The 26,589-nt window shown below is 64.0% G+C and carries 23 protein-coding genes, 1 other RNA gene and 1 pseudogene; 13 read left to right on the top strand and 12 right to left on the bottom strand.

What is annotated here, in order from left to right; genetic code table 11:
- Nucleotides 1–317: M20/M25/M40 family metallo-hydrolase (locus BraRD5C2_RS30090; RefSeq protein WP_223974759.1), on the top strand; the 317-nt coding region annotated here is incomplete at its 5' end.
- Nucleotides 318–570: 253 nt separating this feature from the next.
- Here the strand turns inward: BraRD5C2_RS30090 and truA are convergent.
- From truA to def, 3 genes are all read right to left on the bottom strand, one after another.
- A complete protein-coding gene (gene truA / locus BraRD5C2_RS30085; RefSeq protein WP_223974758.1) occupies nucleotides 571–1,308 on the bottom strand; it encodes a tRNA pseudouridine(38-40) synthase TruA in 738 nt (245 codons plus the stop codon).
- The gene (gene fmt / locus BraRD5C2_RS30080; RefSeq protein WP_223974756.1) at nucleotides 1,308–2,243 is read right to left on the bottom strand and encodes a methionyl-tRNA formyltransferase; all 936 of its coding nucleotides are present in this window, start codon (nucleotides 2,241–2,243) and stop codon (nucleotides 1,308–1,310) included. The genes truA and fmt overlap by 1 nt, the downstream gene beginning before the upstream one ends.
- Before the next feature lie 139 nt (nucleotides 2,244–2,382).
- Complete coding sequence (def, locus tag BraRD5C2_RS30075; protein ID WP_076864526.1) at nucleotides 2,383–2,910, bottom strand: peptide deformylase; 528 nt, start codon at nucleotides 2,908–2,910, stop codon at nucleotides 2,383–2,385.
- A gap of 170 nt (nucleotides 2,911–3,080) precedes the next feature.
- Here def and BraRD5C2_RS30070 point away from each other — a divergent pair, with 170 nt between their 5' ends.
- The 3 genes from BraRD5C2_RS30070 (at nucleotide 3,081) to BraRD5C2_RS30060 (ending at nucleotide 6,128) form a co-directional block, all read left to right on the top strand.
- Entirely contained in the window at nucleotides 3,081–4,289 is a 1,209-nt protein-coding gene (locus tag BraRD5C2_RS30070; protein WP_223974754.1) for a DNA recombination protein RmuC, read from the top strand.
- 78 nt (nucleotides 4,290–4,367) lie between these two features.
- The gene (locus BraRD5C2_RS30065) at nucleotides 4,368–4,673 is read left to right on the top strand and encodes a GIY-YIG nuclease family protein (protein WP_223974752.1); all 306 of its coding nucleotides are present in this window, start codon (nucleotides 4,368–4,370) and stop codon (nucleotides 4,671–4,673) included.
- Between the two features lie 78 nt (nucleotides 4,674–4,751).
- Nucleotides 4,752–6,128, top strand: coding sequence for an AmpG family muropeptide MFS transporter (locus BraRD5C2_RS30060; RefSeq protein ID WP_223974750.1), 1,377 nt, complete (start codon nucleotides 4,752–4,754; stop codon nucleotides 6,126–6,128).
- A 135-nt stretch (nucleotides 6,129–6,263) separates the two neighbouring features.
- On the opposite strand, the gene BraRD5C2_RS30055 is transcribed toward BraRD5C2_RS30060, so the two are convergent.
- The 5 genes from BraRD5C2_RS30055 to ffs form a co-directional block, all read right to left on the bottom strand.
- Complete coding sequence (locus tag BraRD5C2_RS30055; protein WP_223974748.1) at nucleotides 6,264–6,692, bottom strand: hypothetical protein; 429 nt, start codon at nucleotides 6,690–6,692, stop codon at nucleotides 6,264–6,266.
- Between the two features lie 147 nt (nucleotides 6,693–6,839).
- Nucleotides 6,840–7,445, bottom strand: a complete 606-nt coding sequence (gene recR / locus BraRD5C2_RS30050; protein WP_223974747.1) for a recombination mediator RecR — start codon at nucleotides 7,443–7,445, stop codon at nucleotides 6,840–6,842.
- 124 nt (nucleotides 7,446–7,569) lie between these two features.
- Nucleotides 7,570–7,890 (bottom strand): YbaB/EbfC family nucleoid-associated protein, encoded by a 321-nt coding sequence (locus BraRD5C2_RS30045; RefSeq protein ID WP_146988679.1) that lies wholly within the window; start codon nucleotides 7,888–7,890, stop codon nucleotides 7,570–7,572.
- Nucleotides 7,891–7,913: 23 nt separating this feature from the next.
- Nucleotides 7,914–9,770, bottom strand: coding sequence for a DNA polymerase III subunit gamma/tau (locus BraRD5C2_RS30040; protein WP_223974746.1), 1,857 nt, complete (start codon nucleotides 9,768–9,770; stop codon nucleotides 7,914–7,916).
- A 112-nt stretch (nucleotides 9,771–9,882) separates the two neighbouring features.
- Nucleotides 9,883–9,979, bottom strand: an RNA gene (ffs, locus tag BraRD5C2_RS30035) — signal recognition particle sRNA small type.
- Nucleotides 9,980–10,090: 111 nt separating this feature from the next.
- Between ffs and BraRD5C2_RS30030 the strand changes: the two genes are divergently transcribed.
- The 4 genes from BraRD5C2_RS30030 (at nucleotide 10,091) to BraRD5C2_RS30015 (ending at nucleotide 13,072) form a co-directional block, all read left to right on the top strand.
- Nucleotides 10,091–10,510: an HIT domain-containing protein gene (locus BraRD5C2_RS30030; RefSeq protein WP_050406070.1), complete on the top strand. Its 420-nt coding sequence runs from the start codon at nucleotides 10,091–10,093 to the stop codon at nucleotides 10,508–10,510.
- Nucleotides 10,511–10,517: 7 nt separating this feature from the next.
- Entirely contained in the window at nucleotides 10,518–11,468 is a 951-nt protein-coding gene (gene nudC, locus BraRD5C2_RS30025) for an NAD(+) diphosphatase (RefSeq protein ID WP_223974745.1), read from the top strand.
- A 79-nt stretch (nucleotides 11,469–11,547) separates the two neighbouring features.
- Entirely contained in the window at nucleotides 11,548–12,495 is a 948-nt protein-coding gene (locus BraRD5C2_RS30020; RefSeq protein ID WP_223974744.1) for a sugar kinase, read from the top strand.
- A gap of 76 nt (nucleotides 12,496–12,571) precedes the next feature.
- Nucleotides 12,572–13,072, top strand: coding sequence for an Lrp/AsnC family transcriptional regulator (locus BraRD5C2_RS30015; protein ID WP_024578797.1), 501 nt, complete (start codon nucleotides 12,572–12,574; stop codon nucleotides 13,070–13,072).
- Between the two features lie 187 nt (nucleotides 13,073–13,259).
- Here BraRD5C2_RS30015 and BraRD5C2_RS30010 read toward each other — a convergent pair whose 3' ends face one another.
- Nucleotides 13,260–14,759, bottom strand: a complete 1,500-nt coding sequence (locus BraRD5C2_RS30010) for a phosphomannomutase/phosphoglucomutase (RefSeq protein WP_223974743.1) — start codon at nucleotides 14,757–14,759, stop codon at nucleotides 13,260–13,262.
- Nucleotides 14,760–15,436: 677 nt separating this feature from the next.
- Between BraRD5C2_RS30010 and BraRD5C2_RS30005 the strand changes: the two genes are divergently transcribed.
- The 3 genes and pseudogenes from BraRD5C2_RS30005 to BraRD5C2_RS29995 all read left to right on the top strand — a co-directional run bounded on the left by BraRD5C2_RS30005 (nucleotide 15,437) and on the right by BraRD5C2_RS29995 (nucleotide 17,332).
- Nucleotides 15,437–16,045, top strand: a complete 609-nt coding sequence (locus tag BraRD5C2_RS30005) for a hypothetical protein (protein ID WP_223974742.1) — start codon at nucleotides 15,437–15,439, stop codon at nucleotides 16,043–16,045.
- Nucleotides 16,046–16,054: 9 nt separating this feature from the next.
- The gene (locus tag BraRD5C2_RS30000; RefSeq protein WP_223974740.1) at nucleotides 16,055–16,540 is read left to right on the top strand and encodes a hypothetical protein; all 486 of its coding nucleotides are present in this window, start codon (nucleotides 16,055–16,057) and stop codon (nucleotides 16,538–16,540) included.
- Between the two features lie 48 nt (nucleotides 16,541–16,588).
- A pseudogene (locus BraRD5C2_RS29995) lies at nucleotides 16,589–17,332 on the top strand (DUF6881 domain-containing protein).
- A gap of 183 nt (nucleotides 17,333–17,515) precedes the next feature.
- On the opposite strand, the gene BraRD5C2_RS29990 reads toward BraRD5C2_RS29995, so the two are convergent.
- The 3 genes from BraRD5C2_RS29990 to hrpB form a co-directional block, all read right to left on the bottom strand.
- Entirely contained in the window at nucleotides 17,516–18,028 is a 513-nt protein-coding gene (locus BraRD5C2_RS29990) for a TIGR02281 family clan AA aspartic protease (protein ID WP_223974736.1), read from the bottom strand.
- A 189-nt stretch (nucleotides 18,029–18,217) separates the two neighbouring features.
- A complete protein-coding gene (locus BraRD5C2_RS29985; RefSeq protein WP_223974734.1) occupies nucleotides 18,218–19,669 on the bottom strand; it encodes an NCS1 family nucleobase:cation symporter-1 in 1,452 nt (483 codons plus the stop codon).
- 371 nt (nucleotides 19,670–20,040) lie between these two features.
- Nucleotides 20,041–22,509, bottom strand: coding sequence for an ATP-dependent helicase HrpB (gene hrpB / locus BraRD5C2_RS29980; protein WP_223974732.1), 2,469 nt, complete (start codon nucleotides 22,507–22,509; stop codon nucleotides 20,041–20,043).
- A 225-nt stretch (nucleotides 22,510–22,734) separates the two neighbouring features.
- Here hrpB and BraRD5C2_RS29975 point away from each other — a divergent pair, with 225 nt between their 5' ends.
- Both BraRD5C2_RS29975 and BraRD5C2_RS29970 read left to right on the top strand, forming a co-directional pair.
- On the top strand, nucleotides 22,735–23,826 hold the full coding sequence (locus BraRD5C2_RS29975; RefSeq protein ID WP_223974730.1) for an acyltransferase family protein: 1,092 nt from the start codon (nucleotides 22,735–22,737) through the stop codon (nucleotides 23,824–23,826).
- Between the two features lie 235 nt (nucleotides 23,827–24,061).
- Entirely contained in the window at nucleotides 24,062–24,673 is a 612-nt protein-coding gene (locus BraRD5C2_RS29970; RefSeq protein ID WP_092122590.1) for a sigma-70 family RNA polymerase sigma factor, read from the top strand.
- Nucleotides 24,674–26,589: the final 1,916 nt, after the last annotated feature.

Genomic DNA, 26,589 nt, shown 5'->3' with positions numbered 1-26,589 from the left:
GGCGGGCGAGGCCCTGCGGCAACCGCATCCGCGCCCACATCGATTGGCAACCGTCGAACTCGAACGTGTTCGTGACCCAGCCCGGACCGTTCACCGACCTCGCGGTCGCCGCGATCGAGGAGGTCACCGGCCGCAAGCCTGAACTCTCCACCTCGGGCGGGACCTCGGATGCGCGCTTCATCTCGAGCTATTGCCCGGTGATCGAGTTCGGCCTGGTCGGCCAGACCATGCACCAGATCGACGAGCGCACGCCGGTGGCCGATCTCGAGAAGCTGACGAAGGTCTATCGCGGCGTGCTGGACCGGTATTTTGCGTAGTCCTCTTCTCCCTCGCCCCGCTCTTGCGGGGTCGAGACGAGCGAAGCTCGCTCTTAGAGGGTCAGGGTGAGGGGTCTAACCGCAAAGATGGTGAGAGACGGACTCGCGGACAGCCCCCCTCACCCGGATCGCATTCCGATGCGCTGAATGCAATCCGGCCTCTCCCCGCAAGCGGGGTGAGGCTAGGAGAGAGCGCCGCCTAGCTAGACAAAAACATCGAAAACAACCCCATGCACAGTAGGGATTGGGGCCGCTAATAATCCACCCGCATCAGATAGAGCCCGTCTGGCGGCGCGACGGGGCCGCAGGCGGCGCGGTTGCGGGCGGCGAGTGCGCCAAAGAGATCGTCCGGGCTCCAGCGGCCCTCACCGACCCAGACCAGCGAGCCCACCATCGAGCGCACCTGGCTGTGCAGGAACGAGCGCGCCGACGTCACGATGTTGATGGCGTCGCCCTCGCGCGTGACGTCGAGCTGATCGAGCGTCTTCTCCGGCGATTTGGCCTGGCACTCGGTGTCGCGGAAGGTGGTGAAATCGTGCTTGCCGAGCAGCCGCTGCGCGGCCTCGTGCATCGCGGCTGCATCGAGCGCGCGCGGCACGCGCCAGACACGGCCGATGTCGAGCGCGAGGTTCGCCCGCGTGTTGGTGATGCGATAGAGATAGTGCCGCTTGATCGCCGAGAACCGCGCCTCGAATTCGTCGGGTACGATATCGGCCGCCAGCACGCCGATCGGATTCGGCCGCAAATGCGCGTTCAACCCGTCGCGAAAGCGGCCGGGCGGAAAATGCTTGGCGATGTCGCAATGCGCGACTTGGCCGCGCGCATGCACGCCGGCGTCGGTACGCCCTGCGCCATGGACGCGGACGTCCTCGCCGCAAATCGCCTTGACCGCCGTCTCCAGCGCGCCCTGCACGGTCGGTGCGGTGTCCTGGATCTGCCAGCCGGAGAACGGCGTGCCGTCATATTCGATGGTGAGCTTGTAGCGGGGCATCAGGCGAGCCGCGCGGGCGGCTTCAACGGCGTGCCATGTAGAAAATCCGCCGCCTTCATCGGCCCCTTGCCGGCGCGCTGCAATTCGAGGATGCGGATCGCGCCGTCGCCACAGGCGATCGCAAAATGATCGTCGAGTACGTCGCCCGGTTCGCGCGCGCCGTTGGCAAGTTCGCAGCGCAGGATTTTCAGCCGCACCGGCTCGCTTTCGCCGGCGAGTTCGCACCAGGCGCCGGGGAACGGCGAAAGCCCGTGGATGTGGCGCAGCACCGCATGCGCCGGCTGCTTCCAGTCGATCCGCGCTTCGGCCTTGTCGATCTTGGCGGCGTAGGTGACGCCGTCCTCGCTTTGCTTCGTCAGTTGCAAGCCGCCACGCTGCAGCCCACCCATTGCGCGCACCATCAGATCGGCGCCGAGCGGCGCCAGCGCGTCGTGCAGATCGGATGCCGTCATGCTGTCCGAGATCGGCAGCCGCTCGGCCATCGCGACGTCGCCGGTATCGAGACCGACATCCATCTTCATCACCATCACGCCGCTCTCGGCATCACCCGCCATGATGGCGCGGTTGATCGGCGCGGCGCCGCGCCAGCGCGGCAATAGCGAAGCATGCAGGTTGAAGCAGCCGAGCTTCGGCGCGTCGAGAATCGCCTGCGGCAGGATCATGCCATAGGCGACGACGACGGCGGCATCGGCGTCATGCGCGCGAAACTCCTCGAGCGCTTCCGGAGTCTTGAGGGTCTTCGGCGTCAGCACTGAGATACCGAGGCGGCGCGCCTCCTGTTCGACCGGCGTCGGCTGCAATTGCAGGCCACGCCGCCCGCCCGGCTTCGGCGCGCGGGTATAGACAGCCACGACCTCGTGGCCATGGGCCACCAGCTCCAGCAACGTCGGGACCGCGAAGTCGGGCGTGCCCATGAAGATCAGGCGAAGAGGCATGCGATCAGGCTCAGCAGGAGTTGGAGTGCTCCGTCATGCCCGGGCTTGACCCGGGCATCCACGTCTTTCGTACCAGCGAAGCAAGACGTGGATGGCCGGGTCAAGCCCGGCCATGACGCGTCTGAGCAGTCGGCAGCATCTACTCCGCCGCGCGCTTGGCGGCCTTCTCGAATTTCTTGAAGACGCGGTCGCGCTTCAGCTTCGACAGATAGTCCACGAACAGCACGCCGTTGAGATGGTCGATCTCGTGCTGGATGCAGGTGGCGTAGAGCCCCTCGGCATCCTCCTCGTGCAGCTTGCCGTCGAGGTCGGTGAAGCGCAGGCGCACCCGCGCCGGGCGCTCGACCTCCTCGTAATATTCGGGGATCGAAAGGCAGCCCTCTTCGTAGACCGACAGCTCCTCCGAATGCGAAATGATCTCCGGGTTGATGAACACCCGCGGCTGCGGCGTGGTCTCGCCGTTCTCGTCGCGCTTGGCGAGGTCCATGGTGATCAGCCGCAGCGGCTGCGCGACCTGGATCGCCGCCAGCCCAATGCCGGGCGCGTCATACATGGTCTCGAGCATGTCGTCGGCGAGCTTGCGGATCTCCGGCGTCACCTTCTCGATCGGTTTCGACACCAGACGCAACTGCTTGTCCGGCAGGATGATGATTTCTCGTAATGCCATGGCGGCGATTTAAGCTGCTGACTTCATGGGGTCAATGCGCTCAGGAACCGGTTAAGGCGGCCTTAACCACGTTTCTTTACGCAAGATTAACCAAGGAATTTAAGGGAGTGTTTACCATAAATGTTCCCTTTTCGTTCGATGGTGGCGCCGAATCGGCTACAACTGCCGGCATGAACGAGATTCTGCTCACGATTGGCGACCTTCCCCTCCGTGTCTCCGACGCGTTGATCGGCCTTGGCGCGCTGGCATTGGTCCTGCTGTTCGCCATCGCCGTGGTGATCGCGCGCGCCAGCCGGCGCGGCGCGGAACTCGCGATGGCCCAGGCCATTCGCGCCGACGAGCTGGAGGAGCGGCTCGCCGACATGCTGCGGGCCCAGAGCGAGGCCTCAGGACGGGTCGACGCGATGGGGCAGGCACTGGCCGGCCGCCAGGCCGAGATGGCCCGTGCCGTCAACGAGCGGCTGGATTCGGTGACCCACCGGGTCGGCCAATCGATGGAACAGACCACGCGCAACACGATGGATTCGCTGCGCGTGCTGCACGAGCGGCTCGGCATCATCGATCACGCCCACAAGAACCTCAACGAGCTCACCACCCAGGTGACGACGTTGCGCGACGTGCTCGCCAACAAGCAGTCGCGCGGCGCATTCGGCCAGGCGCGGATGGAGGCGATCGTCCAGGACGGCATGCCGAAGGGCTCGTTCGAGTTCCAGTACACACTGACGTCAGGCAAACGGCCGGACTGCGTGGTGTTCCTGCCCGACCAGCGCCCGCTCTGCATCGACGCGAAATTTCCGCTGGAGGCCATGACCGCGCTGCACGATGCGCGCAGCGACGAGGAACGCAAATTCGCAAGCCAGCGGCTGCGCGTCGACGTGCTGAAGCACGTCAGCGACATCGCCGAGAAGTACCTGATCCCGGGCGAGACCCAGGACACCGCGCTGATGTTCGTGCCGTCGGAATCGGTCTATGCCGAAATCCATGACGGCTTCGACGACGTGATCCAGAAAGCCTATCGCGCCCGCGTCGTGCTGGTGTCGCCCTCGCTCTTGATGCTGGCGATCCAGGTGATGCAGCAGATCCTGAAGGACGCCCGCATCCGCGACGCCGCCGACCAGATCCGCAACGAGGTGATGCATCTCGGCGACGACCTCGGCCGGCTGCGCGAGCGCGTGCTCAAGCTGCAAAATCACTTCGGCCAGGTGAATGAGGATGTGCGGCAGATCCTGATCTCCGCCGACAAGATCGAGAAACGCGCCGGCCGCATCGAGGAACTCGACTTCAGCAAGTCCGAGACCCCGATCGAGGTCCCGCGCTTCGTCAAGGGCAGCACGTCCGAGCTGTTCCCCGCCCCGCGCAAGCTGCAGGCGGGGGAGTAGTATGGACCCTGATCTCGCCTCATAGTCGGTGTCATCGCCCGGCTCGACCGGGCGATCCAGTATCCCAGAGGCGCAAATTTGGGAGCACGCAGCTACTACGTCTACATTCTCGCCAGCCACATCGGCGGCACGCTCTACATCGGTGTGACAAATGATCTCATTCGTCGCGTCGGCGAGCACAAGCTGAAACTCATCCAGAGTTTCACTGAGAAATATGATGTGGTGAAGCTCGTTTATTTCGAGCAGTTCGACGATCCCGAGAACGCGATAAAGCGCGAGAAGCGGCTCAAGAAATGGCCGCGCGCATGGAAAATCTCCTTAATCGAGAACGACAATCCGGACTGGAACGATCTCTATCCGGAGATAGCCGGTGGTGGCGGATAGGCCTCTGGGATACTGGATCGCCCGGTCGAGCCGGGCGATGACAGTCTTTTTGGGGCCGAATCTGCTACCAACTCTTCTATGACAGCCCCCGAAGCGACGTCTGACGCGTCTGCAAAGCCGGAGCCGAAGCCCGCCGCCACCTCCTGGCGCGACAGCTTCGCCGTGTACTTGCAGCCGCGGGTGCTGATCGTGCTGCTGCTCGGCTTCTCCTCGGGCCTGCCGCTGGCGCTGTCGGGCTCGACGCTGCAGGTCTGGATGAAGGAGGCCGGGGTCGATCTCGGCACCATCGGGCTCCTCGCGCTGATCGGCACGCCCTACACGCTGAAGTTCCTCTGGGCGCCGCTGGTCGATGCGCTGCACGTACCGCTGTTCACGCAGATCTTCGGCCGCCGCCGCGGCTGGCTATTGCTCTCGCAGCTGTTGTTGATCGCGACGATCCTGGTGCTGGCGCTGGCCGATCCGGCGCGGTCGCCATGGTTTGCGGCGTTCGCTGCACTGCTGGTCGCAACCGCCTCGTCAACGCAGGACATCGTGGTCGACGCCTTCCGCGTCGAAAGCCTGCCGGAGAGCGAGCAGGCCGCCGGCATGGCGTCCTACGTCGCGGCCTATCGCATCGGCATGCTGGTCTCGACCGCCGGCGCGCTGTTCATCGTCAGCGGTTTCGAGTCCGCCGGAGTGGCGCGTCCGTCGGCGTGGATGTGGGGCTATGTGGTGATGGCCGCGCTGGTCGTGATCGGTATCGTCACGGCGCTGGCTGCGACCGAGCCGGCACAATCGAAAGGCGCGGAGGCCGCCACGCATGCGCAGACTGCGGCCGAACGTGTGCTGCACGCGGCGCTCGGCGCGTTCTCAGAATTCCTCAGCCGCAAGGACGCCTTCGCGGCGCTCGCCTTCGTCGTGCTATTCAAGTTCACCGACGCGTTCTCGGGCACCATGACCGCGCCGTTCGTGATCGACATCGGCTTTTCCAAGGTCGATTACGCCGCGATCGTGAAGGGGGTCGGCCTTGCCGCGACCTTGATCGGCGGCTTTGCCGGCGGCTTCGTGGCGCGGCGCTATTCGCTGGCGACCAGCCTCTGGATCGGCGGCGTACTGCAGGCGGTCGCCAACCTCTCGTTCTCCTGGCTCGCGCATGTCGGCGTCGATCAATGGGCGCTCGCGCTTGCGATCACCGCGGAAAATTTCACCAGCGCGATCGGCACCGTGATCTTCGTCGCTTATCTGTCGGCGCTATGTCGCAATCCGCTGCACACCGCGACCCAGTATGCACTGCTCACGGCGCTCGCCGCGGTCGGCCGCACCTATCTGTCATCGGGCGCAGGCTATGTGGCCAAGGCCGTCGGCTGGCAGACATTCTTCGTGATCTGCGTGTTGGTTGCGATTCCGAGCCTGATCCTGCTCGCCTGGTTGCAGCGACGCGGGCATTTTGACGAATTGGGGCCGGTGAGGGTCTAGTTTAGCTCCGCTGTCATCACCCGGCTCGACCGGGTGATCCAGTATTCCAGAGGCGTTCGTGATTCAGTGGAGAGGCCGCGGCGTACTGGATCGCCCGGTCGAGCCGGGCGATGACACCGCAATAGAGGCACGACCCTACTTCGCCACCACGCTCCACTTGGTGACGATGGCTTCGCTCATCTCGCCGGCGTCCTGCGCACAGGCGATCTCGTCGACCTTCACCGAGATGGCCTTGCCGGAGAGACTCTTGAGCTGCGCGGCCTGGGCGTCGTTGGTCGGAACGAGCTGGAAGGTTTCCGGCCCGGTTTCGAGATTGCAGAGACCGTTCGGCGGCGGCAGGCGGCGCGGCTCGCTGGTGATCTGGTAGGTCGCGACGCGCTTGCCGCGGTTCTTGGTGTCGCGCACCTTCATGACGCCGAGTTCCCCCGACAGCACATCGCCGGCCCGGATCATCTTGCCGGGCTTCTGCGGCGCATCGGTCTGTTGCGCGACCGCGCCGGTCGCGGCGAATGTGGACGCCAAAAATGCAACGCCCAAGCGTACGCCGAATCGGTGTGTCGTCATTTGCAGTGGTTCCGTAGTTGATTCGTCAGAGCATGGATGACCGTCCCCGAATCGTCATCCACCCTATCATTTTGTTTCAGTGCGATCTTTTCGACTTGTGACGGATCGCCTGGCGAACGCCGTGGCGTCCCGTTGCTGGATCGCTTGCTAGAACAGCGTCCGCTGCCGCATGGCTGCGGATAGCGTACCTTCATCGAGGTAATCAAGCTCTCCGCCGACCGGCACGCCATGCGCCAGCCGCGTCACTCGCACATTGGCGTCCGACAACAGGTCGGTGATGTAATGCGCGGTGGTCTGGCCGTCGACGGTCGCATTCAAGGCCAGAATGATCTCGCTGACCTCGGGCGCATGCGCGCGCGCCACCAGCTGATCGATGGTGAGATCCTGCGGGCCGACGCCGTCGAGCGGCGACAGCGTTGCGCCCAGCACGTGATAGCGGCCATTGGTCGCATTGGCGCGTTCCAGCGCCCAGAGATCGGCGACATCGGCGACCACGACGATGATCGAGGGATCGCGGCGCGGATCGGTGCACACCGTGCAGGGGTTCTGTGTATCGATGTTTCCGCAGGTCTTGCAGACCTGGATCTTGTCGATCGCGACCTGCAGCGCCGCGGTCAGCGGCGTCATCAGGGCTTCGCGCTTCTTGATCAAATGCAGCGCAGCGCGCCGCGCCGAACGGGGCCCGAGCCCGGGCAGCCGCGCCAGCAGCTGGATCAGCCGTTCAATCTCGGCGCCGGCAACGCTTGCAGCCATTAGAGCATGATCCGGAAAAGTGTGGAGCGGTTTTCCGTCGCGACAAACGCGGAACGCGTTTGCGCGGAGACCATGCTCCAACAAAGAGCGAAGGCACGATGCTTCATCTTGATCTCGCCGCGCTTCAAGTCGGACCAAATCCCGGCGGCAGGCCGAGCCCACCGGTGAGTGCCATCATCTTCTCCTGCATCGCCGTCTCGGCCTTGCGGCGGGCATCGCCATGCGCGGTGACGAGCAGATCCTCGAGCACCTCGCGCTCCTCCGGCTTCATCAGCGACGGATCGATCTTGACGCCCTTCACTTCCATCTTGGCGGTCATGCGCACCGCGACCAGGCCGCCGCCGGAAATGCCCTCGACCTCGACATTGCCGAGTTGCTCCTGCATCTCCTGCATCTTGGATTGCAGCTGCGCTGCCTGCTTCATCATGCCGAGAAAATCAGCCATGCGTGCGTTCCTATCGCCAAATATCAATCGTCGTCGCTGTCGGAAGTTTCAATCGGATCTTCGCCGGTCGCATCCGCTACCGGAACTTCGGCGGCAAGGCGGCGGACCTCGACCACCTTGGTGCCGGGGAAGCGCGCCAGCACCTCCTGCACGCGCGGATCGGCCTCGGCAGCGCGCTGATGCTCGCTGCGTGCCAGTTCATTCTGCGAGCGCACCGTGGGCTGGCCGGCCGCGTTGGAGATGATCACGGTCCAGCGCCGCCCGGTCCACAGTTCGAGCTTGCGCGACAGATCGGTGACGAGCGCGCGCTGCGCCTTCGGCTCGAGCGCGATCTCGAGTTGGCCATCCTCGATGCGCACCAGCCGCACATCGGCCTCCAGCGCGCTCTTGGTCATGATGTCGCGCTTCTCGCCGGCGAGCGCGATCAGTTGCGGAAAGCTGGTGATGCGCAGCGCCGGCGCGGCATCGGCGACCGGCGCCGCCATCTGCGGACGCGCGGCGAGATCGGCGCGCGGCGAGGCCTGCGGCGCACGCGCCGGCACTGAGGACATCGCCGACATCGTCGAGGCCGGCGCGCCGCGCGGCGCTGACGATGCGGCGGAGCCTGCCGTCGCGGGAGCCGCGCCGCCGCCATTCTGCTCGATCATCATCCGGATCGCCTCATCCGGCGTCGGCAGGTCGGCGACATAGGCGATCCGCACCAGCACCATCTCGGCGGCGGCCGCCGGCCGCGTCGCGGTCTGCACCTCGGCGATGCCCTTGAGCAGCATCTGCCACATCCGCGACAGCACCCGTGTCGACAGTTTTGCGGCGAATTCGCGCGCGCGCACTCGCTCGGTCTCGCCGAACGCGACATTGTCGGCGGTCCCCGGCACGAACTTCACGCGGGTGACGAAGTTGACGAACTCGGCCAGGTCGGACAGCACCACGACCGGATCGGCGCCGACATCATATTGCGCGCGGAATTCGGCAAAGGCTGAGGCGATATCACCCCGCGCCAGCGAATCGAAGAGGTCGATGACGCGGGTGCGGTCGGCGAGGCCGAGCATCTGCCTGACCGCGTCGGCCTTCACATTGCCCGCGGCATGCGCGATCGCCTGATCGAACAGCGACAGCGAATCGCGCACCGAGCCCTCGGCCGCGCGCGCGATGATGCCGAGCGCTTCAGGCTCGACCTCGACGCCTTCCTTGGTCGCGATATTGCCGAGATGCTTCATCAGCACGTCGGCCTCGACCCGGCGCAGGTCGAAGCGCTGGCAGCGCGACAGCACCGTGATCGGAACCTTGCGGATTTCGGTGGTGGCGAACACGAACTTGGCGTGCTCCGGCGGCTCCTCCAGCGTCTTCAGGAAGGCGTTGAAGGCCGCCGTCGACAGCATGTGGACTTCGTCGATGATGTAGACCTTGTAGCGCGCGCTGGCCGGTGCATAGCGCACGCTGTCATTGATCTGGCGGACATCGTCGACGCCGGTGTGCGACGCGGCGTCCATCTCCAGCACGTCCATGTGCCGGCTTTCCATGATCGCCTGGCAGTGCACGCCGAGGTCGGGCATGTGGATGGTCGGCCCCTTCACCGAGCCATCGGGCTTTTCGTAATTCAGCGCGCGGGCGAGGATGCGCGCGGTGGTGGTCTTGCCGACCCCGCGGACGCCGGTGAGGATCCAGGCCTGCGGAATCCGCCCGGTCTCGAACGCGTTCGAGACGGTGCGGACCATGGCCTCCTGGCCGATCAGATCCTCGAAGCTGGAGGGGCGGTATTTGCGGGCGAGAACGCGATACGGCTTGGCCGTATCCGGCGCGCCACCCAAATCAAAACCGCCGTCAAGGCTTGCTTTGCCTGCGCCGTCGGACGGTTGGGAGGGGTCGCCAGCGTCATTCATGCATCGATCCGCAACTTGGGAATTGTCTCTTCGGCCGGCGTGCGGATAGGAGCCGAAATCGAGCGCCGGGCGCGGAGACCGCCATTCCAGCACGATTCGCTCGGAAAAACAGGTAGGAGACTGACGAGCGACCCGATCCGGACCTCGTTAGGGCTGCTTCCTTCCGGACCTGACCCGGTTGGCGAGTGGCTCGTCCACCGCCAATCTCCCGGTCCCTATTTGGGGCCAAAACCGCCGGAAAGCAAGCGGCCTGACCCGGCTTTGTAAGGCTGGCTTTGTGGGGCTTGTCTGGGAACACGGAAAGGCATTACTTGCCCCTCATGCCCGCCTCCAATTGGTCGCTGCATTCGCAGCTCAACAAAGACACCATCGACATCGGCGACCTGCCGCTGTGCAAGGTGCTCGTCATCAAGGATGCGCATTATCCCTGGCTGCTGCTGGTGCCGCGGCGCGACGGCGCGGTCGAGATCATCGACCTCGACGAGGTCGAGCAGGCGCAGCTGATGACCGAGATCACCCGCGTCTCGCGGGCCCTGAAAGAGGTCACCAAGTGCGACAAGCTGAATGTCGCGGCGCTGGGCAACCTCGTCCCGCAGCTTCACGTCCACATCATCGCGCGCCGCACCAGCGACGCTGCATGGCCGCGTCCCGTTTGGGGCGTGATGCCGCCGCTGGCGCATGACGCCGAGGAAGTGCAGAATTTCATCAGCGCGCTTCGCCGCAAGATCTGGTTGGGTTGAAAATTCAATGTCTACATCCGATTCATTTCCGCTTGGCCAGCCGGCCTTCGTCACCCATGTGCTGGACCGCGCCGCGCATCTGCGCGGCAACGACGAAAAACTGTTCGCACTGGAGGGCCATCGCGAGGCCCGAGCCTACGTGATCTATCGCGACTCGCTGGTCGTGAAGCAGGAGGATGGCGGGGCGCGCGCCCTGCTCTCGCTGGAGGAGGCCCGCAGCTTCGGCGCCAATCCCGGCACGATCTTCTTAGGGCTCCGCGATGCCGCGCCGATCTTCGGCATGGGGATCGCGCCGCAGGCGGCCGAGAAGCTGGTCGGGCGCGGCGACGTCGCGATCACCGAATTGCGCGGCATGGCGATGCAGGGCGTGGTGCCGCCGGAACAGCTGTCGGCCATCGCGATGGCGAAATCGATGGTGACCTGGCATCAGCGCCACGGCTTCTGCGCGAACTGCGGCACCCGCACGGCGATGAAGGAGGGTGGCTGGAAGCGCGAATGCCCGAGCTGCAAGGCCGAGCACTTTCCGCGCACTGATCCGGTCGTGATCATGCTGGTCACCTCGGGCGACAAGGTGCTGCTCGGCCGCCAGAAGCAGTTCATGCCCGGGATGTATTCCTGCCTCGCCGGCTTCGTCGAGGCCGCCGAGACCATCGAGGACGCGGTCAGGCGCGAGATTTTCGAGGAGTCCGGCATCCGCTGCACCGACGTCAATTATTACATGACGCAGCCCTGGCCCTATCCGTCATCGCTGATGATCGGCTGCACCGCGCGTGCGACCAACGAGGACATCGTGGTCGACCGCACCGAGCTCGAGGACGCGCGCTGGTTCGACCATGCGGAGGCGACGCTGATGCTCAAGCGCCAGCATCCCGACGGCCTCGCCGGCCCGCATCCGTTCGCGATAGCCCATCATTTGCTCGGCCGCTGGGTGCATCACCGAAACCCGTTGGACCAATAGCGGGAACCGGACATCGTTCTGCCGATTACATCTGGCACAGCTTGTGCCAGTAGACGGAACCATTGCGACGGACCTTTGCATGAATTTTCAAGACGGCGCCTCGAAAGTCCCGCCCCGCATCCTCTGCATCGGCCTGCCGGTGCGCGATCTAACTTTCCGCGTCAATGTTCCGGCGCGCGGCTCCAAGGAAAACGCGACCCATTTCGACGAGATCTGCGGCGGCAACGCGCTGAACGCCGCCATCGGCATCGCCCGGCTCGGCGGCCGGGCCGCGATCTGCGGGCCGATGGGCGATTCGCGGGAGACCTCGAGCCGCTACATCTTCGACAAGATGGCCCAGGAGGGCATCGAGACCAACCATCTGATCCATATGCCGGACCTGGTCACCCCGATCTCGGCGATCATGATCGACGACACCGGTGAGCGCACCATCGTCACTTTCCGCGACCCCGAGCTCTGGAAGGTCAAGCTGCCGCCGACCGAGCTATTGCTGGAGGATTGCGCGGCGATCCTGACCGAAAGCCGCTGCGCGCCGTTCTGCACCGAGCTGTGCGCCGAGGCGGTCAAGCGCGGCATTCCCGTGGTGGTCGACGTCGACCGCGCGATGTCGATGCGGGAGGGACTGCTCACCGCCTCGTCCCATCTGGTGTTTTCCAGCGAGCCGCTGCAGCAGACCGCCGATGTCACCGACGATGGCCAGGCGCTGCAAAAGCTAGCCAAGCTCACCCCCTCCTTCCTGGCCGGCACCCGCGGCCCGCAGGGCACGATCTGGCTCAATGAGAAGGGCGGGCTCGAGGAGACGGCGGCCTTCCCGGTCCATACCGTCGACACGCTCGGCGCCGGCGACGTCTTCCACGGGGCATTTGCCCTCGCCATCACCGAGAAGCAGGAGTTGCGGCAGGCGCTCCGCTTTGCCTCCGCCGCTGCAGCGCTGAAATGCACCCGATTCGGGGGCGCTTATGCCGCACCGCAACGTACTGAAGTTGAAGCGTTTTTGGGCGAACACGTCGACGCCCGGCCGGCCTGACCGGCCACGACCCGCTTGATTTGGAAGATTTTTCTCTATATGAGGGAGTTTGAACCTTCATGTGGAACTTTCTTCTATGACCGATGTCGCCATTCAGCTTCATGACAACAACCGCCGCCTCGACGCCATCGATCGCAAGATCCTGACCGTGCTGCAGGAGGATGCCTCGCTCTCCGTCGCCGAAATCGGCGACCGGGTCGGGCTGTCGTCGACGCCGTGCTGGAAGCGCATCCAGCGGCTCGAGGCCGACGGCGTGATCCTGCGCCGCGTCGCGCTGGTCGATCAGAACAAGATCGGGCTCGGAATCTCGGTGTTCGTCTCGGTCGAGAGCGCCGACCATTCGGAAGCATGGCTGCGCAAATTCGCCGACGCCGTCAGCGCCATGCCTGAAGTAATGGAGTTCTACCGGATGGCCGGCGACGTCGACTACATGCTGCGCGTCGTGGTCGCCGACATGCAGGCCTACGACGTGTTCTACAAGAAGCTGATCTCGGCCGTGCCGCTGAAGAACGTCACCTCGCGCTTCGCGATGGAGAAGATCAAGTCGGTGACGGCGCTGCCGGTGCCCGCGGCGTAAGCGGCGTCTCCGCAACTGTCATCAGCGCCATCTCCCAACCGTCATCGCCCGGCCTGTGCGCAATTGCGCACATGGACCGGGCGATCCAGTACGCCGCTGCCTCTCAGCTCAATCACGACCGTTTCTGGAATACTGGATCACCCGGTCGAGCCGGGTGATGACAGTGTGATTGCCGCGAGCAGTGCGCTCAGATCTTCTGATTGTATTCGCCGACCTCGGGATGCGTGCGCAGCACGGAATCCATCGCCTCGAACATGTCGCGCATGCGCTGCTCGCTGACCGGGCTTTCGACCACGACCACGAGCTCCGGCTTGTTCGAGGAGGCGCGCACCAGACCCCAGCTGCCGTCCGCGACCGTGACGCGCACGCCGTTGACGGTGACGAGATCGCGGATGTTCTGGCCCGCGACCTGCGCGCCCTGTTGCTGCAGCGTCTCGAAGTGTTTCACCACGGCGTCGGCCACGCCATACTTCGCCTCGTCGGCGCAATGCGGCGACATGGTCGGCGACGACCAGGTCTTCGGCAGCGCGTCCTTCAGGTCGGCCATCGACTTGCCGGGCGCACGGTCGAGCATCTCGCAGATCGCGATCGCCGACACCAGGCCGTCGTCATAGCCGCGGCCGAACGGCTTGTTGAAGAAGAAGTGACCGGACTTCTCGAAGCCGGCGAGCGCGCCCAATTCGTTGGTGCGGCGCTTCATGTAGGAATGCCCGGTCTTCCAGTAGACGGTTTTTGCGCCCTGCTTCTGCAACACGGGATCGGTCACGAACAGCCCGGTCGACTTCACGTCGACGACGAACTGCGCGTTGGCGTTGATCGCCGACATGTCGCGCGCCAGCATGACGCCGACCTTGTCGGCAAAGATCTCCTCGCCGGTGTTGTCGACCACGCCGCAGCGGTCGCCGTCACCGTCGAAGCCGAGGCCGACATCGGCCTTGTGCGCCAGCACCGCATCGCGGATCGCGTGCAGCATCTCCATGTCTTCCGGATTCGGATTGTATTTCGGAAAGGTGTGATCGAGCTCGGTGTCGAGCGGGATCACTTCGCAGCCGATCGCTTCCAGCACCTGCGGCGCGAACGCGCCCGCGGTGCCGTTGCCGCAGGCCGCCACCACCTTCAGCTTGCGCTTCAGCTTCGGCCGGCTGGTGAGGTCGGCGATGTAGCGCGCCGGATAGTTTTCATGGAATTGATAGGAGCCGCCGGCCTTGTTGTTGAAGTCGGCGCTGAGCACGATCTGCTTCAGCCGCGTCATCTCGTCGGGGCCGAAGGTGAGCGGACGGTTGGCACCCATCTTGACGCCGGTCCAGCCATTGTCGTTGTGCGAGGCGGTGACCATCGCGACGCAGGGCACATCGAGATCGAACTGCGCGAAATAGGCCATCGGCGTGACCGCGAGCCCGATGTCGTGCACCTTGCAGCCGGCCGCCATCAGGCCGGAGATCAGCGCGTATTTGATCGACGCTGAATAGCCGCGGAAATCGTGCCCGGTGACGATCTCCTGCTTGACGCCGAGCTCCGCGATCAGCGCGCCGAGCCCCATGCCCAGCGCCTGCACGCCCATCAGATTGATCTCCTTGTTGAACAGCCAGCGCGCGTCGTATTCGCGAAACCCGGTCGGCTTCACCATCGGCTCGGATTCGAAGGCATAGGTGTTCGGAACGAGCGCGGGTTTCGGCTTGGGAAACATCAGAAATGGCCTCGTGGAAATGCGGAGGAACGATGCCGCTGGCTTTAGCGAATGCATCGCCGCAGCGGAAGGCAGGATTGACGGCTTGTGGCCAATAATTACGGCAGATTTGGCGTCGGCGAAATACTGTCGTCATCCACCCATCCTTGCGCGGCGGCGCAACACGCCGCGCTGTTGCGCCCTGAGAGCTGCTTGACCGCTCATCGCTCCGACCCAGCATGGTTTCTGCAGGGGCGGCGCCAGGCCAGGGCAGGCGTTACCGTACGGTTGTTATTTCAGCCGCTCCCGGCGCTCCGCAATCTGCGCGTCGAACAATTGACACGTCGGGCAACTCACCGGTACATTTTCATCGTCGCAACAATTGAGCCCGCACCGGAAAATCCGCTGCGGGCTTTTTGAATCGGACAAGCCGCTGTCGGCCAATCCACTGCCGAGCGCGCCGCAATTGGCCACCGCAGCGAACCGAACTGGCTAACAGCCAGGGCCGCCCCGCCGACAGGCGGGCGCCCGGCGAGTACGATGGCAAGCCGAGCCGGAAGCGACACTTCCGCGCCCTCGCGCAAGCCATCACTCAAGCACTTGCCTTCAACACATAAAGCCAACCCAGCCTTCTCCGCGAGGTGCGGTCACGCACGCACGCGCCCGAAGGCGTGCGCAATATCTACAGGTGATGATCAATGCCCAATTACTCTCTGGTGCCGGTGGACCATCAGCCGGATTTCGATGACTACTCGCTCGTTCCCGTTGACCACGATCCGTTCGCCGCGGATAGCGTAATTCAACAGGCACAGATTCAACAGCCACCGACACCAACTCAACTAGCGCAGCAGCCACAGCCGCAACCCCAACAGCCTTCGACCGGAGCCGGTCAGCCCGGCGTCAACGGGCCGGCGACTGGCAACAGCTCTAGCGGATCGGGTGGCATCGCCGGCATCAAGCGCTTTGGCGGCGCCGAAGGTGGCGACTATCCTAGCCGCAATGCGGGGATCGGGTTCGAAAGCGCGGAGCGCGCATGGGATGCTGCCCGTAAGGAAATGCTAGATCTTGGTGCCCAACATTACCCGGAAGAGACCAAGAGCAGGGGTTTTATCCCCGAACTGGGCGTGGAAATTCATAAGCGCGGCGGACTATATTACTTCGATCAGATCGCGCGCGGATTCCAAGACGGAGCGCTAGGCGGTGGTGTGGGGTTTGGCGATAGCGGTGCGGTGGCACGTGGGCACATGCACTGGGATAATCAGCTCGAGAGCGATGGAGATCGAGACAATGCGAAGTACAAATATTGAGTGATGACGATGAAAATGTTCGCGCTCGCGGGAGCCTTATGCCTTCTCCTCTCCAGTTCAACGGTATGCAAAGCAAACTCCGGCCCCTGGTGTAAGCCGGATGTCGTGACTTTGACCTTCAAAAATCAACAAGGCGGGGATCTTGCGAAGATCGAACTTCGCACCCTCAAGGCAGTTTGCGACCGAGACCCGGAAAAGAAGGGGTTTGGGGCAGGCTTGGAACGGTCGATGCGCATTGAACACAATGGGCAATGGACCGATGTGCCGAAAGAGTGCCTATCCGTTTTTCCTTTTGGGGAAGATGAGGTGTCGCTATCGGGCGACGATGCCGGCCTGGGCATAGCTATTATTGGGAGACCGACGGAGAAAGGCGAGCGTTTAAAAGTCTCGATATTTAAGCTGCATGATGAGATTTTATGTTCTGAGGTAGTGCGCTGCCCAAATGTCGACGATCCGCCCGACTATATTAGAGAGTGCGCCAGGGATTTACGGTGAGCTCGCCGGGAGGCCGGCTCGACACTCTGCGCAAGCGCTTCAGGTCCGATGTTGCCCGCGAACGTCTGGCGGAAAGGCATCCGACCAATGACCTATCTCAAGGTGAAGTGGATTCACGCGTTACCCCACCGACCAGTCCTTATCTACAGTGAGTTGGATCACGAACATTGGTAGCTCCGTAAGGTTGAAATCTTTCCCGACGGAAGGATCGGGTATGCCGATGCCGAAGTTGAGGTCGGGGACACGGGCCTGGGTCAGATGCCATTGCCGTCCGTTGAGGAGATCGCTGCCGATCCCGAGTTCGAGCCGGAAGTGATATCAAAGGCCGAGTTCGAAAAGATCTGGGCAATCGATCTGGGGATATGGTCCGCATCACAGGCGAAGACATTGAGAGGCCTCATGAAGCTTCTGAAGACCGGGATACTCGCACTTTCGCTAACCGTGATATCGGCCGTTGGGTTCGCTGCGGATTACGAGTTTTCCGCTGAGTTTGCGACTGTGGAGACTGGGGTAAACCATTATGCTATCGAACGCCTCGACCACAAGAACCAGAAGCGTCATCATTGCACCGCAGTCCTCGACGCCGAGACCAAGCAACTGACCGGTCAATGCACCGAGAGGCCCGGCTTTCCAGAGAAACCAACCGACAAAGGACCTAACGTACAGGGAGGGATTTCAAACATTTTTGGCGGATTGCCAGTGTTAGGCTCTTGGAAGATCGATCAGACTACCGGGAAAACTGAGTTCTGTATTTCAGACCCCGCTCAGTGCGTGGAGGTAACTCCGCAATAGAGATTTACGGTGAGTCCGCCGGGAGACCGGCTCGACACTCTGCGCAAGCGCTTCAGGTCCGATGTTGCCCGCGAACGTCTGGCACCAATGCCGCGCCGTCGCGAAGATCGACTCGACTACCCTCTCATTCCCAAAATGTGAACAAGCAGCGCCCTGAATTCCCTCGCAGTGCGAAAGTGCTGCCTATTGCTCCAGCAACAATTTGCCGTTGGCGTATTCGAAGCGCTTCAGCTTCGACAGGAAGGACAGGCCGAGCAGGTTTTCCGACAGCGCCTCGTCCGGCAGCACCAGCGCATCGACGTCGCGCACGGTGAGGCCGCCGATCTCGATCATGGCGAGGTGGGCCCGCGCCGCCTTGATGGTGCCGTTCGCGGTGGTGACGCGCGAGGTGTAATCGCCCGGCACCGGGCGCAGGCCGAAGCGCGCTGCGGAAGTCTCGTTCAGAGCAACCACGGAGGCGCCGGTGTCGACCATGAAGTTGATGCGCTGGCCGTCGATTCGGCCGTCGGTCGCGAAGTGACCGCGCGGATCGGGCGCGATGCTGAGCGTGCGGGCGCTGGCCTGCGCCACCGTGACGGCGGGGGCTGTGGTCTGCTTGGCGGTGGTCGCGGCAGCGGGCGCCATCTTGCTGGCCATCTGGGCCATGAAGGTGCCCAGCCCGATCAGGATGGCCGCGAAAATCATCAAGTTACGCATGACACCATACTCGGAAAACCGAACACGCAATTTCACCACGCCGGACGCCCCGCCGCGAGCGAGGGCGGCAGCGCGAGCCTGCCATTTTGGCGAAAAGGATGAGCGAACAGTTAATGCGAGCCCGCTGAGGCGGCCGAATGTCATCGACCGCCTCGCCCGGACGGATTTTGCCGCCCCTCAGGCCGTCTTTCAGGCCGTCTTGGCGACCGGGCTCGGCATCGCAACCCGCAGCGCGTAATAGACCGCGCCCGCGATGGCGACCCCAAAGAACCAGCCATAGACCGCCCACCATGACGGCAGGATCGAGGTGAAGTTCGGCAGCACCGACGAGAACAGCGCGCCGATCGCGGCTGCGATCAGCGCGCTGACGTTCCAGCCGTTCTGGAAGCGATATTCGCCGTTCTCCTGATACAGCGCCGGCACGTTCACGCGACCTTTGGCGATCAGATAATAATCGACCATCATGATCCCGTAGATCGGCCCCATGGTCGCGCCGATCAGCCCGACGAACGAGGCAGCGCTGCCCTCCCAGGGCGCGAACGGATACAGCGCGAGCGCAATCAGCGCCGCGATGTAGCCGCCCTTCTTGAAGTCGATATGCCGCGGAAACACGTTCGAGAAATCGAACGCCGGCGAGACGAAGTTGGCGACGACGTTGATGCCGAGCGTCGCCACCGCGAAGGTGACCGCTGCGAGCAGCGCCAGGAACCAGCTGTCGAACTTGGCCGAGATCTGGTCGGGATGCAGCAGCACCTCGTGATAGACGTTGAACGCCGCGATCGTGGTGACGCCGGCGACCAGCGAGAACAGGATCAGGTTGACCGGCAGGCCCCAGATATTGCCCTTGCGCAGCGCGTGCACGTCGGGCGCGTAGCGCGAGAAGTCGCAGAAGTTGAGATAGAGCGCGGCGAAATAGGTGATCCACGTCGCAGCGACGGCGCAGAGCGCCGGGAAGGAGCCGGGCACGCCGGGCACGCCGGCCTCCCTGGTCTTCTCCAGCAACACATCCTGCGGGATCGGCGCCGTGAGCGAGATGCCACCGGCCGCGACGCAGAGATAGATCGCAAGGACCAGCATCATCAGCCACACCGCGGGGCCCGCCCAATCCTGGAAACGCCGCACCGTCTCCATGCCGCGCTGGATGATCAGGAGTTGCAGCGCCCAGATCACGACGAAGCAGATCACCTCGAGCGTGGAATGGCCGAACACGTGGCTCGTCTGGTGGAACGCCTTGAAGCTGTCGATGCGGGTCAGCAGCGCGACGATCGCGCCCGAGGCCGCCGCGGTCTGCGCGCCGTACCAGAAGCAGGCGACGATGGCACGCACCAGCGCCGGAATGTTGGCGCCCCAGATCCCGAACGAGGCCCGCGCCAGCACCGGATAGGGCACGCCGGTCCTGACGCCGGCGTTGCCGATCAGGCTCATCAGCACGAAGATCACCAGCGAGCCGGCGCCGATCGCGATGATGAAGTTGACGAAGCTGCCGCAAAGCAGGAACAGGCTGGCGGCGAGATAATAGCCCCACAGGCTATGCACGTCCGAGGTCCAGACGTTGAAGATGCTGAAGGCGCCCCAATTGCGTTCCTTGGCCGGCGCCAAATCTTCGTTGTACAGCGAAGGCGATGCGTTCTTGATCTCCATAGCGGTGTCCCCCACGCGCGAGCCCGTGATCCCGGCACGCAAATCTAACCACCGTTTGCCGACGCTCGCCAGCGCAACCGATGAAGCATGATCGGGGAAATGGAGACCGGCGCCCTTGTCGCCGCACAACACGCCGTCATCGCCCGGCTCGACCGGGCGATCCAGTATTCCAGAGGCGCTTGTGCTCGAGCCGAGAGGCCGCGGCGTACTGGATCACCCGGTCCCGTCTACGCCAAGACTTCGACGAGGCCACGATCATCGGCGCGCCGAAGCTTCGGCGAAGGCGGCAAGCCGGGTGATGACAGTCGAGAGTGCTGCAATAGCGGTGGTCCAGTCTAGCTAGCGCAACACGCGAAACGTTTGCGCCGGCATCAAGTGCCGCGCGGTTTCACGCGCCGGGTCGGCATCGCGCTGGCGGGATCTTCCGGCCAGGGATGGCGCGGATAGCGGCCGCGCAGGTCGGAACGCACCGCGGCGTAACTGCCGCGCCAAAAACCCGGCAGGTCGCGCGTCACCTGCACCGGACGCTGCGCCGGCGACAGCAGTTCCAGCACCAGCGGCACCGCGCCCCTGGCGATCGAGGGATGGGTGTTGAGCCCGAACAGCTCCTGCAGCCGCACCGCGATGGTCGGGCCCTGCTCGGCCTCGTAATCGATTGCAAGCTGCGTTCCGGTCGGCGCCTCGAAATGCGTCGGCGCCTCGCGATCAAGCCGCGCCCGCAACTCCCATGGCAACAGCGTCATCAGCGCGTCCGACAGGTCACCGGCGGAGAGATCCTTCAGCGCGGTCTTGTCGTAGAGCGCCGGCACCAGCCAGTCGTCGGCGCGCGCGGCGAGGGCCGTATCAGACAGATCGGGCCAGCTGTCGTCCTCGGCCTTGCGCAGGAACATGACGCGATCGCGCCACTGTTTCGAATGCTTCGACCACGGCAGCCGGTCGAGACCCGCAGCGATCAGGCCGTCGGCGAACACGCGCGCGGTCTCGGCCGATGGCTTGAGCGACATCGGCGCCTCCGACAGCGTGATCGCATGCAGCGAACGCCGGCGGCGCGCGCGCAGCGCCATCGCGCCGCGGTCGAACGTCACCTCTTCCGCGTTTTCGATCTGGTCGGCGAAGCGCTGCTCGATCTCGTCCTGGGTGATCGGCGCCGCCAGCAGGATGCGGCCGTTCGCAGCCGTCCCCGTCAGTTCGGCGACCGCGATAGTAGGCAGTCGCGCCAGCGCCGCGGTCTGCTCCACGGCGGCGCCGCGGCCATTGGCCAGCACGAAGCTGCCATTGCCGCGGTTTTTCGCGACACGGTCCGGAAACGCGAATGCCAGCATGACGCCGGTGGAGAGATCCTTCTGCTCGCTGACCGCAACCTTCACCTGCGAAGCCCAGCGCGCGGCCATGCTGCGCGCGCTCGATGCGCGCTGCGAGCGGTCGCGGCGGAACTGGTCGAGCCTGTGGTCGAGATCGACGCTGTCGCCGCCGAGCCCGCGCTCGGTCAACACCGCGGCGATCTCGGCCGCCTCCTCGCCCATACCAAAGCGCGCGGAATCCACGATCATGCGCGCGAGCCGCGGCGGCAGCGCCAGCGCGCGCAGGCTCTTACCCTCCTCGGTGATGCGGCCGTCACCGTCCAGCGCACCGAGCTCGCTGAGCAGCGATCTCGCTTCCTTCAGCGCCGGTCCGGGCGGCGGATCAAGGAAGGCCAGGCTCGCGGGATCGGTGACGCCCCATTGCGCGAGGTCGAGCACCAGCGAGGACAAATCAGCCGAGAGTATCTCGGGCGCGGTATAGGCCGGGAGCGACGCGGTCTGCGGCTCGTCCCAGAGTCGGTAGCAGACGCCGGGCTCGGTACGACCGGCGCGGCCGCGCCGCTGGTCGACCGCGGCGCGCGAGGCCCGCACGGTCTCGAGCCGGGTCAGCGCGATATCAGGCTCGTAGCGCGGCACCCGCGCCAGGCCGCAATCGACCACGATGCGCACGCCCTCGATGGTCAGCGAGGTCTCGGCGATCGAGGTCGCCAGCACCACCTTGCGGATGCCCTTCGGCGCCGGCGCGATGGCGCGATCCTGCACGGCCGCATCGAGCGCGCCGAACAGCGGCACGACCTCGACCGAGGCGTCGTGCACGCGCTCGGCGAGGAACGTCTGGGTGCGGCGGATCTCGGCCGCGCCCGGCAGGAAGGCGAGCACCGAGCCGGCATCGGCGCGCAGCGCGGTCGCGATCGTCTCGGCCATCTGCCGCTCGACCGGCGCGTCGACCTTGCGGCCGACGTAACGCGTCTCGACCGGGAAGGCGCGCCCCTCGCTCTCGACAACAGGCGCATCGCCGAGCAGTTTTGCGACGCGCGCGCCGTCGAGCGTGGCCGACATCACGAGGATGCGCAGGTCCTCGCGCAGGCCGGTTTGCGCGTCGCGCGCCAGCGCCAGCCCGAGATCGGCATCGAGCGAGCGCTCGTGGAATTCGTCGAACAGCACCGCGGCGACGCCGGTGAGTTCGGGATCGTCGAGGATCTGGCGCGAGAAGATGCCTTCGGTGACGACCTCTATCCGCGTCGCGCGCGACACCTTTGAGCCGAAGCGCACCCGATAGCCGACGGTCTCCCCGGGCCGCTCGCCGAGCGTCTTCGCCATCCGCTCGGCGCTGGCGCGCGCGGCGATGCGGCGCGGCTCCAGCACGATGATCTTCTTGCCCTTGGCCCAGGGCGCATCGAGCAGCGCCAGCGGCACGCGCGTGGTCTTGCCGGCGCCCGGCGGCGCGACCAGCACGGCGGCATTGTGGCGATCGAGCGTGCGGTCGAGCTCATCGAGCACGGCGTCGATCGGCAGCGGGCTATCGAATTGGTGCGGCAAGCGGTCTCATCGCGGCAGCGGCGCTCGGCCGACCTGCCTCCCTGTGGTTAACGAACCCCGGATTCTCTCGGGATTCTCTTGGGATTTCCGGGCCTCTTAGACCATTCGCCGATTACAGGGAACCGGAGAAAGGGCCGCCTTCGGCGGCACATCATTTGTATGGGTAAAGGAGAAAGCAACAGATCGGGCCGATGATGAGCCCGATCACGCCGGAACAGGACAAGGATGACCACAAACGGCACACAGGCTGCGACAGATCGTTCCCTTGATCGATCACTTGATCGATCACTTGGGAACGCGGCCGCGCGCGTCGATTGGGTCGACTATGCCAAGGGCATCTGCATCGTCATGGTCGTGATGATGCATTCGGTGCTGGGGGTCGAGAAGGCCGCCGAGCAGACCGGCTTCATGCATTATGTCGTGGTGTTCGCAAAGCCGTTCCGGATGCCGGACTTCTTCCTGATTTCGGGGCTGTTCCTGTCTGTCGTGATCGATCGCGATTGGCGCACCTATCTCGACCGCAAGGTGATGCACTTCGCCTATTTCTACGTGCTGTGGGTGACGATCCAGTTCGGCTTCAAAGCGCCGTCGCTGGCCGCCGAGGCGGGCTGGGCCGCGGTCGGGCTGCAATATCTCGAGGCCTTCATTGAGCCGTTCGGCACGCTGTGGTTCATCTATCTGCTGCCGATCTTCTTCGTCGTCACCAAGCTCACGCGCAACATCCACCCGCTCGCGATCTGGCTGGTCGCGGCGGCGCTGGAGAGCGCGCATGTCGTGACCGGCTGGACCGTGATCGACGAGTTCTGCGCCCGCTTCGTCTACTTCTTCACCGGCTATGTGCTCGCTGCCTACGTGTTCGCGCTGTCGGACCGCGCGCGGGCGCGGCCGGCATTTGCACTGCTCGGGCTCGGGCTCTGGGCGCTCGTCAATGGCGGCCTGGTCGCGCTCGATGTCAGCGAATGGCCGGTCGTCTCGCTGGCGCTCGGCCTCGCCGGTGCCTGCGCGATCATCGTGACCGGCACGCTCTTGGCGCGCGCGCACTGGCTCGGCTTCCTGCGCTTCTGCGGCGAGCACTCGATCGTGATCTATCTGGCCTTCTTCCTGCCGATGGCCGCGTCACGCACCCTTCTGCTGCGGTTCGATGTCATCCACGACATCGGCTGGGTCTCGCTGATCGTCACCGCGATCGGCGTCGCAGGCTCCCTCCTGATCTGGCGGCTGGCGCTGGCAGTCCGGGCCAATTTCCTGTTCGAGCGGCCCGATGCGTTCTGGATTGCCCCGAAAAAGGCAGCGCCCGCGCTACAGGCGGCCGAATAGTGCCGAAAGTCATGGCCCGGATTCGTTCCACCGCAGGCGAATCGGCCCGTTCCAATTTTCCGTACATTGAAATGACTGGCTTTTTGGTCCCGAATGTTTCGTCGCCGAGGCCGCGACGAAACAATTCTCCCGGTCACGAAACCATTTTCCGCTTTTCGCGCAGACATCCGGAAACGGGCGCTAACTAACGTTTCTCCCAACGAACCGCCGCCCAACGGCGAACTGGGAGCCTGTCATGCCGAACGTCATCGCCATCAACTCTGCAGCCAAGAAGCACATCGACGCTGCACGCGCGACCTCGGATGAAACGCTGCTCGCGCATATCGCCAAGAATAACCGCACCTCGATGCACACGCTCTATGCCCGTCACAACGTGCGGGTTTACCGCTTCGTGCTCCGCATGGTGCGCGACACCACGATGGCCGAGGACCTGGTGAGCCAGGTGTTCCTCGACGTCTGGCGCACCGCGGCCCAGTTCGAGGGCCGCTCGCAGGTCTCGACCTGGCTGCTGTCGATCGCCCGCTTCAAGGCGCTGACCGCACTGCGCCAGCGCCGGCATGAGGACATCGACCAGGACGACGTGCTGGAGATCGCCGACGGTGCCGACACGCCGGAAACCTCGCTCGATCGCGCCACCACCAGCGAGATCCTGCGCGCCTGCGTCGCCAAGCTGTCGCCGGCCCACCGCGAGATCATCAATCTGGTCTACTACCATGAGAAGTCGGTCGAGGAGGCCGGCCAGATCATCGGTATCCCGCAGAGCACGGTAAAGACCCGCATGTTCTATGCCCGCAAGCAGCTCGCCGACCTCCTGAGGGGCGCCGGCGTGGACAGCGTCGCGGCCTAAAGCAAAGCAAATTCAATTATTTAGAAGGAGATCAAGCGTCCGGATAGTTGTCCACGAAGCCAAAAAAGTTCGGCGACGAAACAATTGAAACAATCGACGACATCACCCGGAAAAACGCGATCTCTATACCGATATCCAACGACGCAACCCGAACCCCAATTCACTGACCCAGGTTTCGATACCTCCTTAAGTTCTAACCTCCCAAGTAACCTCCAACGACCCGGCCGGGATGCCCCCCAGCCGGGTCGCTCTGTTTTTGGCGCGCCGCGGTGCTGTAAGCCCCCGTGTCCCAAGTTGATTCTTGGAGTGTCCTGGTTCGGATTAAACGAACGGAAACGATGGCCGGAACCGATGTTTTCCGCAGGACTGCCGAGAAGGCCTATTCATCGTTCTAGGCACAAAGATTTCGATTGGACGCCATCCGTTCCTGATCCACAGAGCAGAGGGGTTACCGAGGTTCTCCGTGTGGGTGAACGGAACTCGCACGCCGCGATGTCGATGTTATAATTTGGCGTTCTATACCCATCACAGATTTTTATGGGCCATATGCAGTTTGTGCCATAGGATTGTCGCCCCTCGTTCTCGGGAGGACATTCAGGTGACAGTCCGTGAACTAATACAGGTGCTCCAAGCGATCCAAGATCAGGACACGACTGTTGTCATCGGAGATGGAGCGCACCCCGAAACCTGGTTGATCGTATCAGGTGCTGTCCCCCGGCGGATTGCGCGCGTGAGTGATGATCACGCGATTGCCGGCAGCGAGCCGGCTATCGAAATTGTCTAGCGCGGTGCCACCGTGGTGAGGGCTTTTCCCGTAAGATTACGGGGCGGACGAAAGTGGCACGGACTGCACTGGGCGTGGCTGCACCACTAACATAGCTTAGACCCTCATTGAGGGTGCGTCCTATGTCCGAAGTTCTTTTCCGCGCGGGCATCATCGTATTGGGATTGTGCCCGGTCGCAATAGCTGCAGTTGCTCTATTGATTTGACGAAAGCCCACCTGGCCCGCACGCACCAAACGGGCCGGTAGATGGCCCCAGCACCGGCCCCCATGGCCCCCCAAGGTTGCTGGGGCCGCTCAATATGAGGCCGCCTCAGTTGGCAGCCGCCAGAAACTGACGATCCTGGAGCGTTCTTTTCCTCCGCGAGCATCCAAAGAAACGGCCCCAGCGCCGGGGGAACGCTGAGGCCGTGTCCAAGTGCTGTCCGTTCCAGGCACCGGATCGCTGATCAACCACGCGGCTGCACAGCTGTTCCTAATGCACGTTGTTGTGCATGAGCGCGTAGTGACCCGGACATGCTTTCCCGATTTGCATCGTGTAGCTCGCAACCTGGGCCGCCTATCTCACTCAGCACGGGACAACGGCCCAAAGCTCGTCGCCGGTCGTCTCCGCCACAGAGACGGCCGGCGCGGGTGGATGGGCAAGAGAGAAGAAAAAAGGCCCCAGAGCGGGCAAGCCGCCGGGGCCTAGTTTAGACTTTGGTTGTCGGGCGCGTGCGTGACGCACCCCTAGCGGCAACCACGCGAATGGACCGCATCTGCATGGTACCGGGCATAGTTGCCGCGACAACTCCATGTCCGCGCATAGGGCTATGCTTTAATTCCTGTGACGGGTTCCCGGCCCTCTGCGCGCATCAGCGCGTTGGAACGAACGCTGAGGCCGCCTCGCCGCGCCGCTGAGTGGTCTAATCCCCGTCCGTAGCTCGCCTCCTGATAACCGTCAGTCGCGCGCTCACCGCAGCCTCAGTACGCTTCAGCTTTTGGGCGATTTCGCGTTGCGTTAGGCTGGTATCGCGAAGCATCTGCAATAGTCGCTCCTCATCCTCTCGGGACCACGCTGGCACACTGAAACTCCCCAAAATTGTTCCATCGTTGAAATGCCAGCGAGGATTGCAGATTAGGATTTGCCAGTCT

This window comes from Bradyrhizobium sp. RD5-C2 (assembly GCF_019972155.1).
Classification (GTDB): Bacteria; Pseudomonadota; Alphaproteobacteria; order Rhizobiales; family Xanthobacteraceae; genus Bradyrhizobium.
The sequence above is the reverse complement of the archived record's forward strand: the minus strand, read 5'-3'. Positions and strand labels throughout refer to the sequence as shown.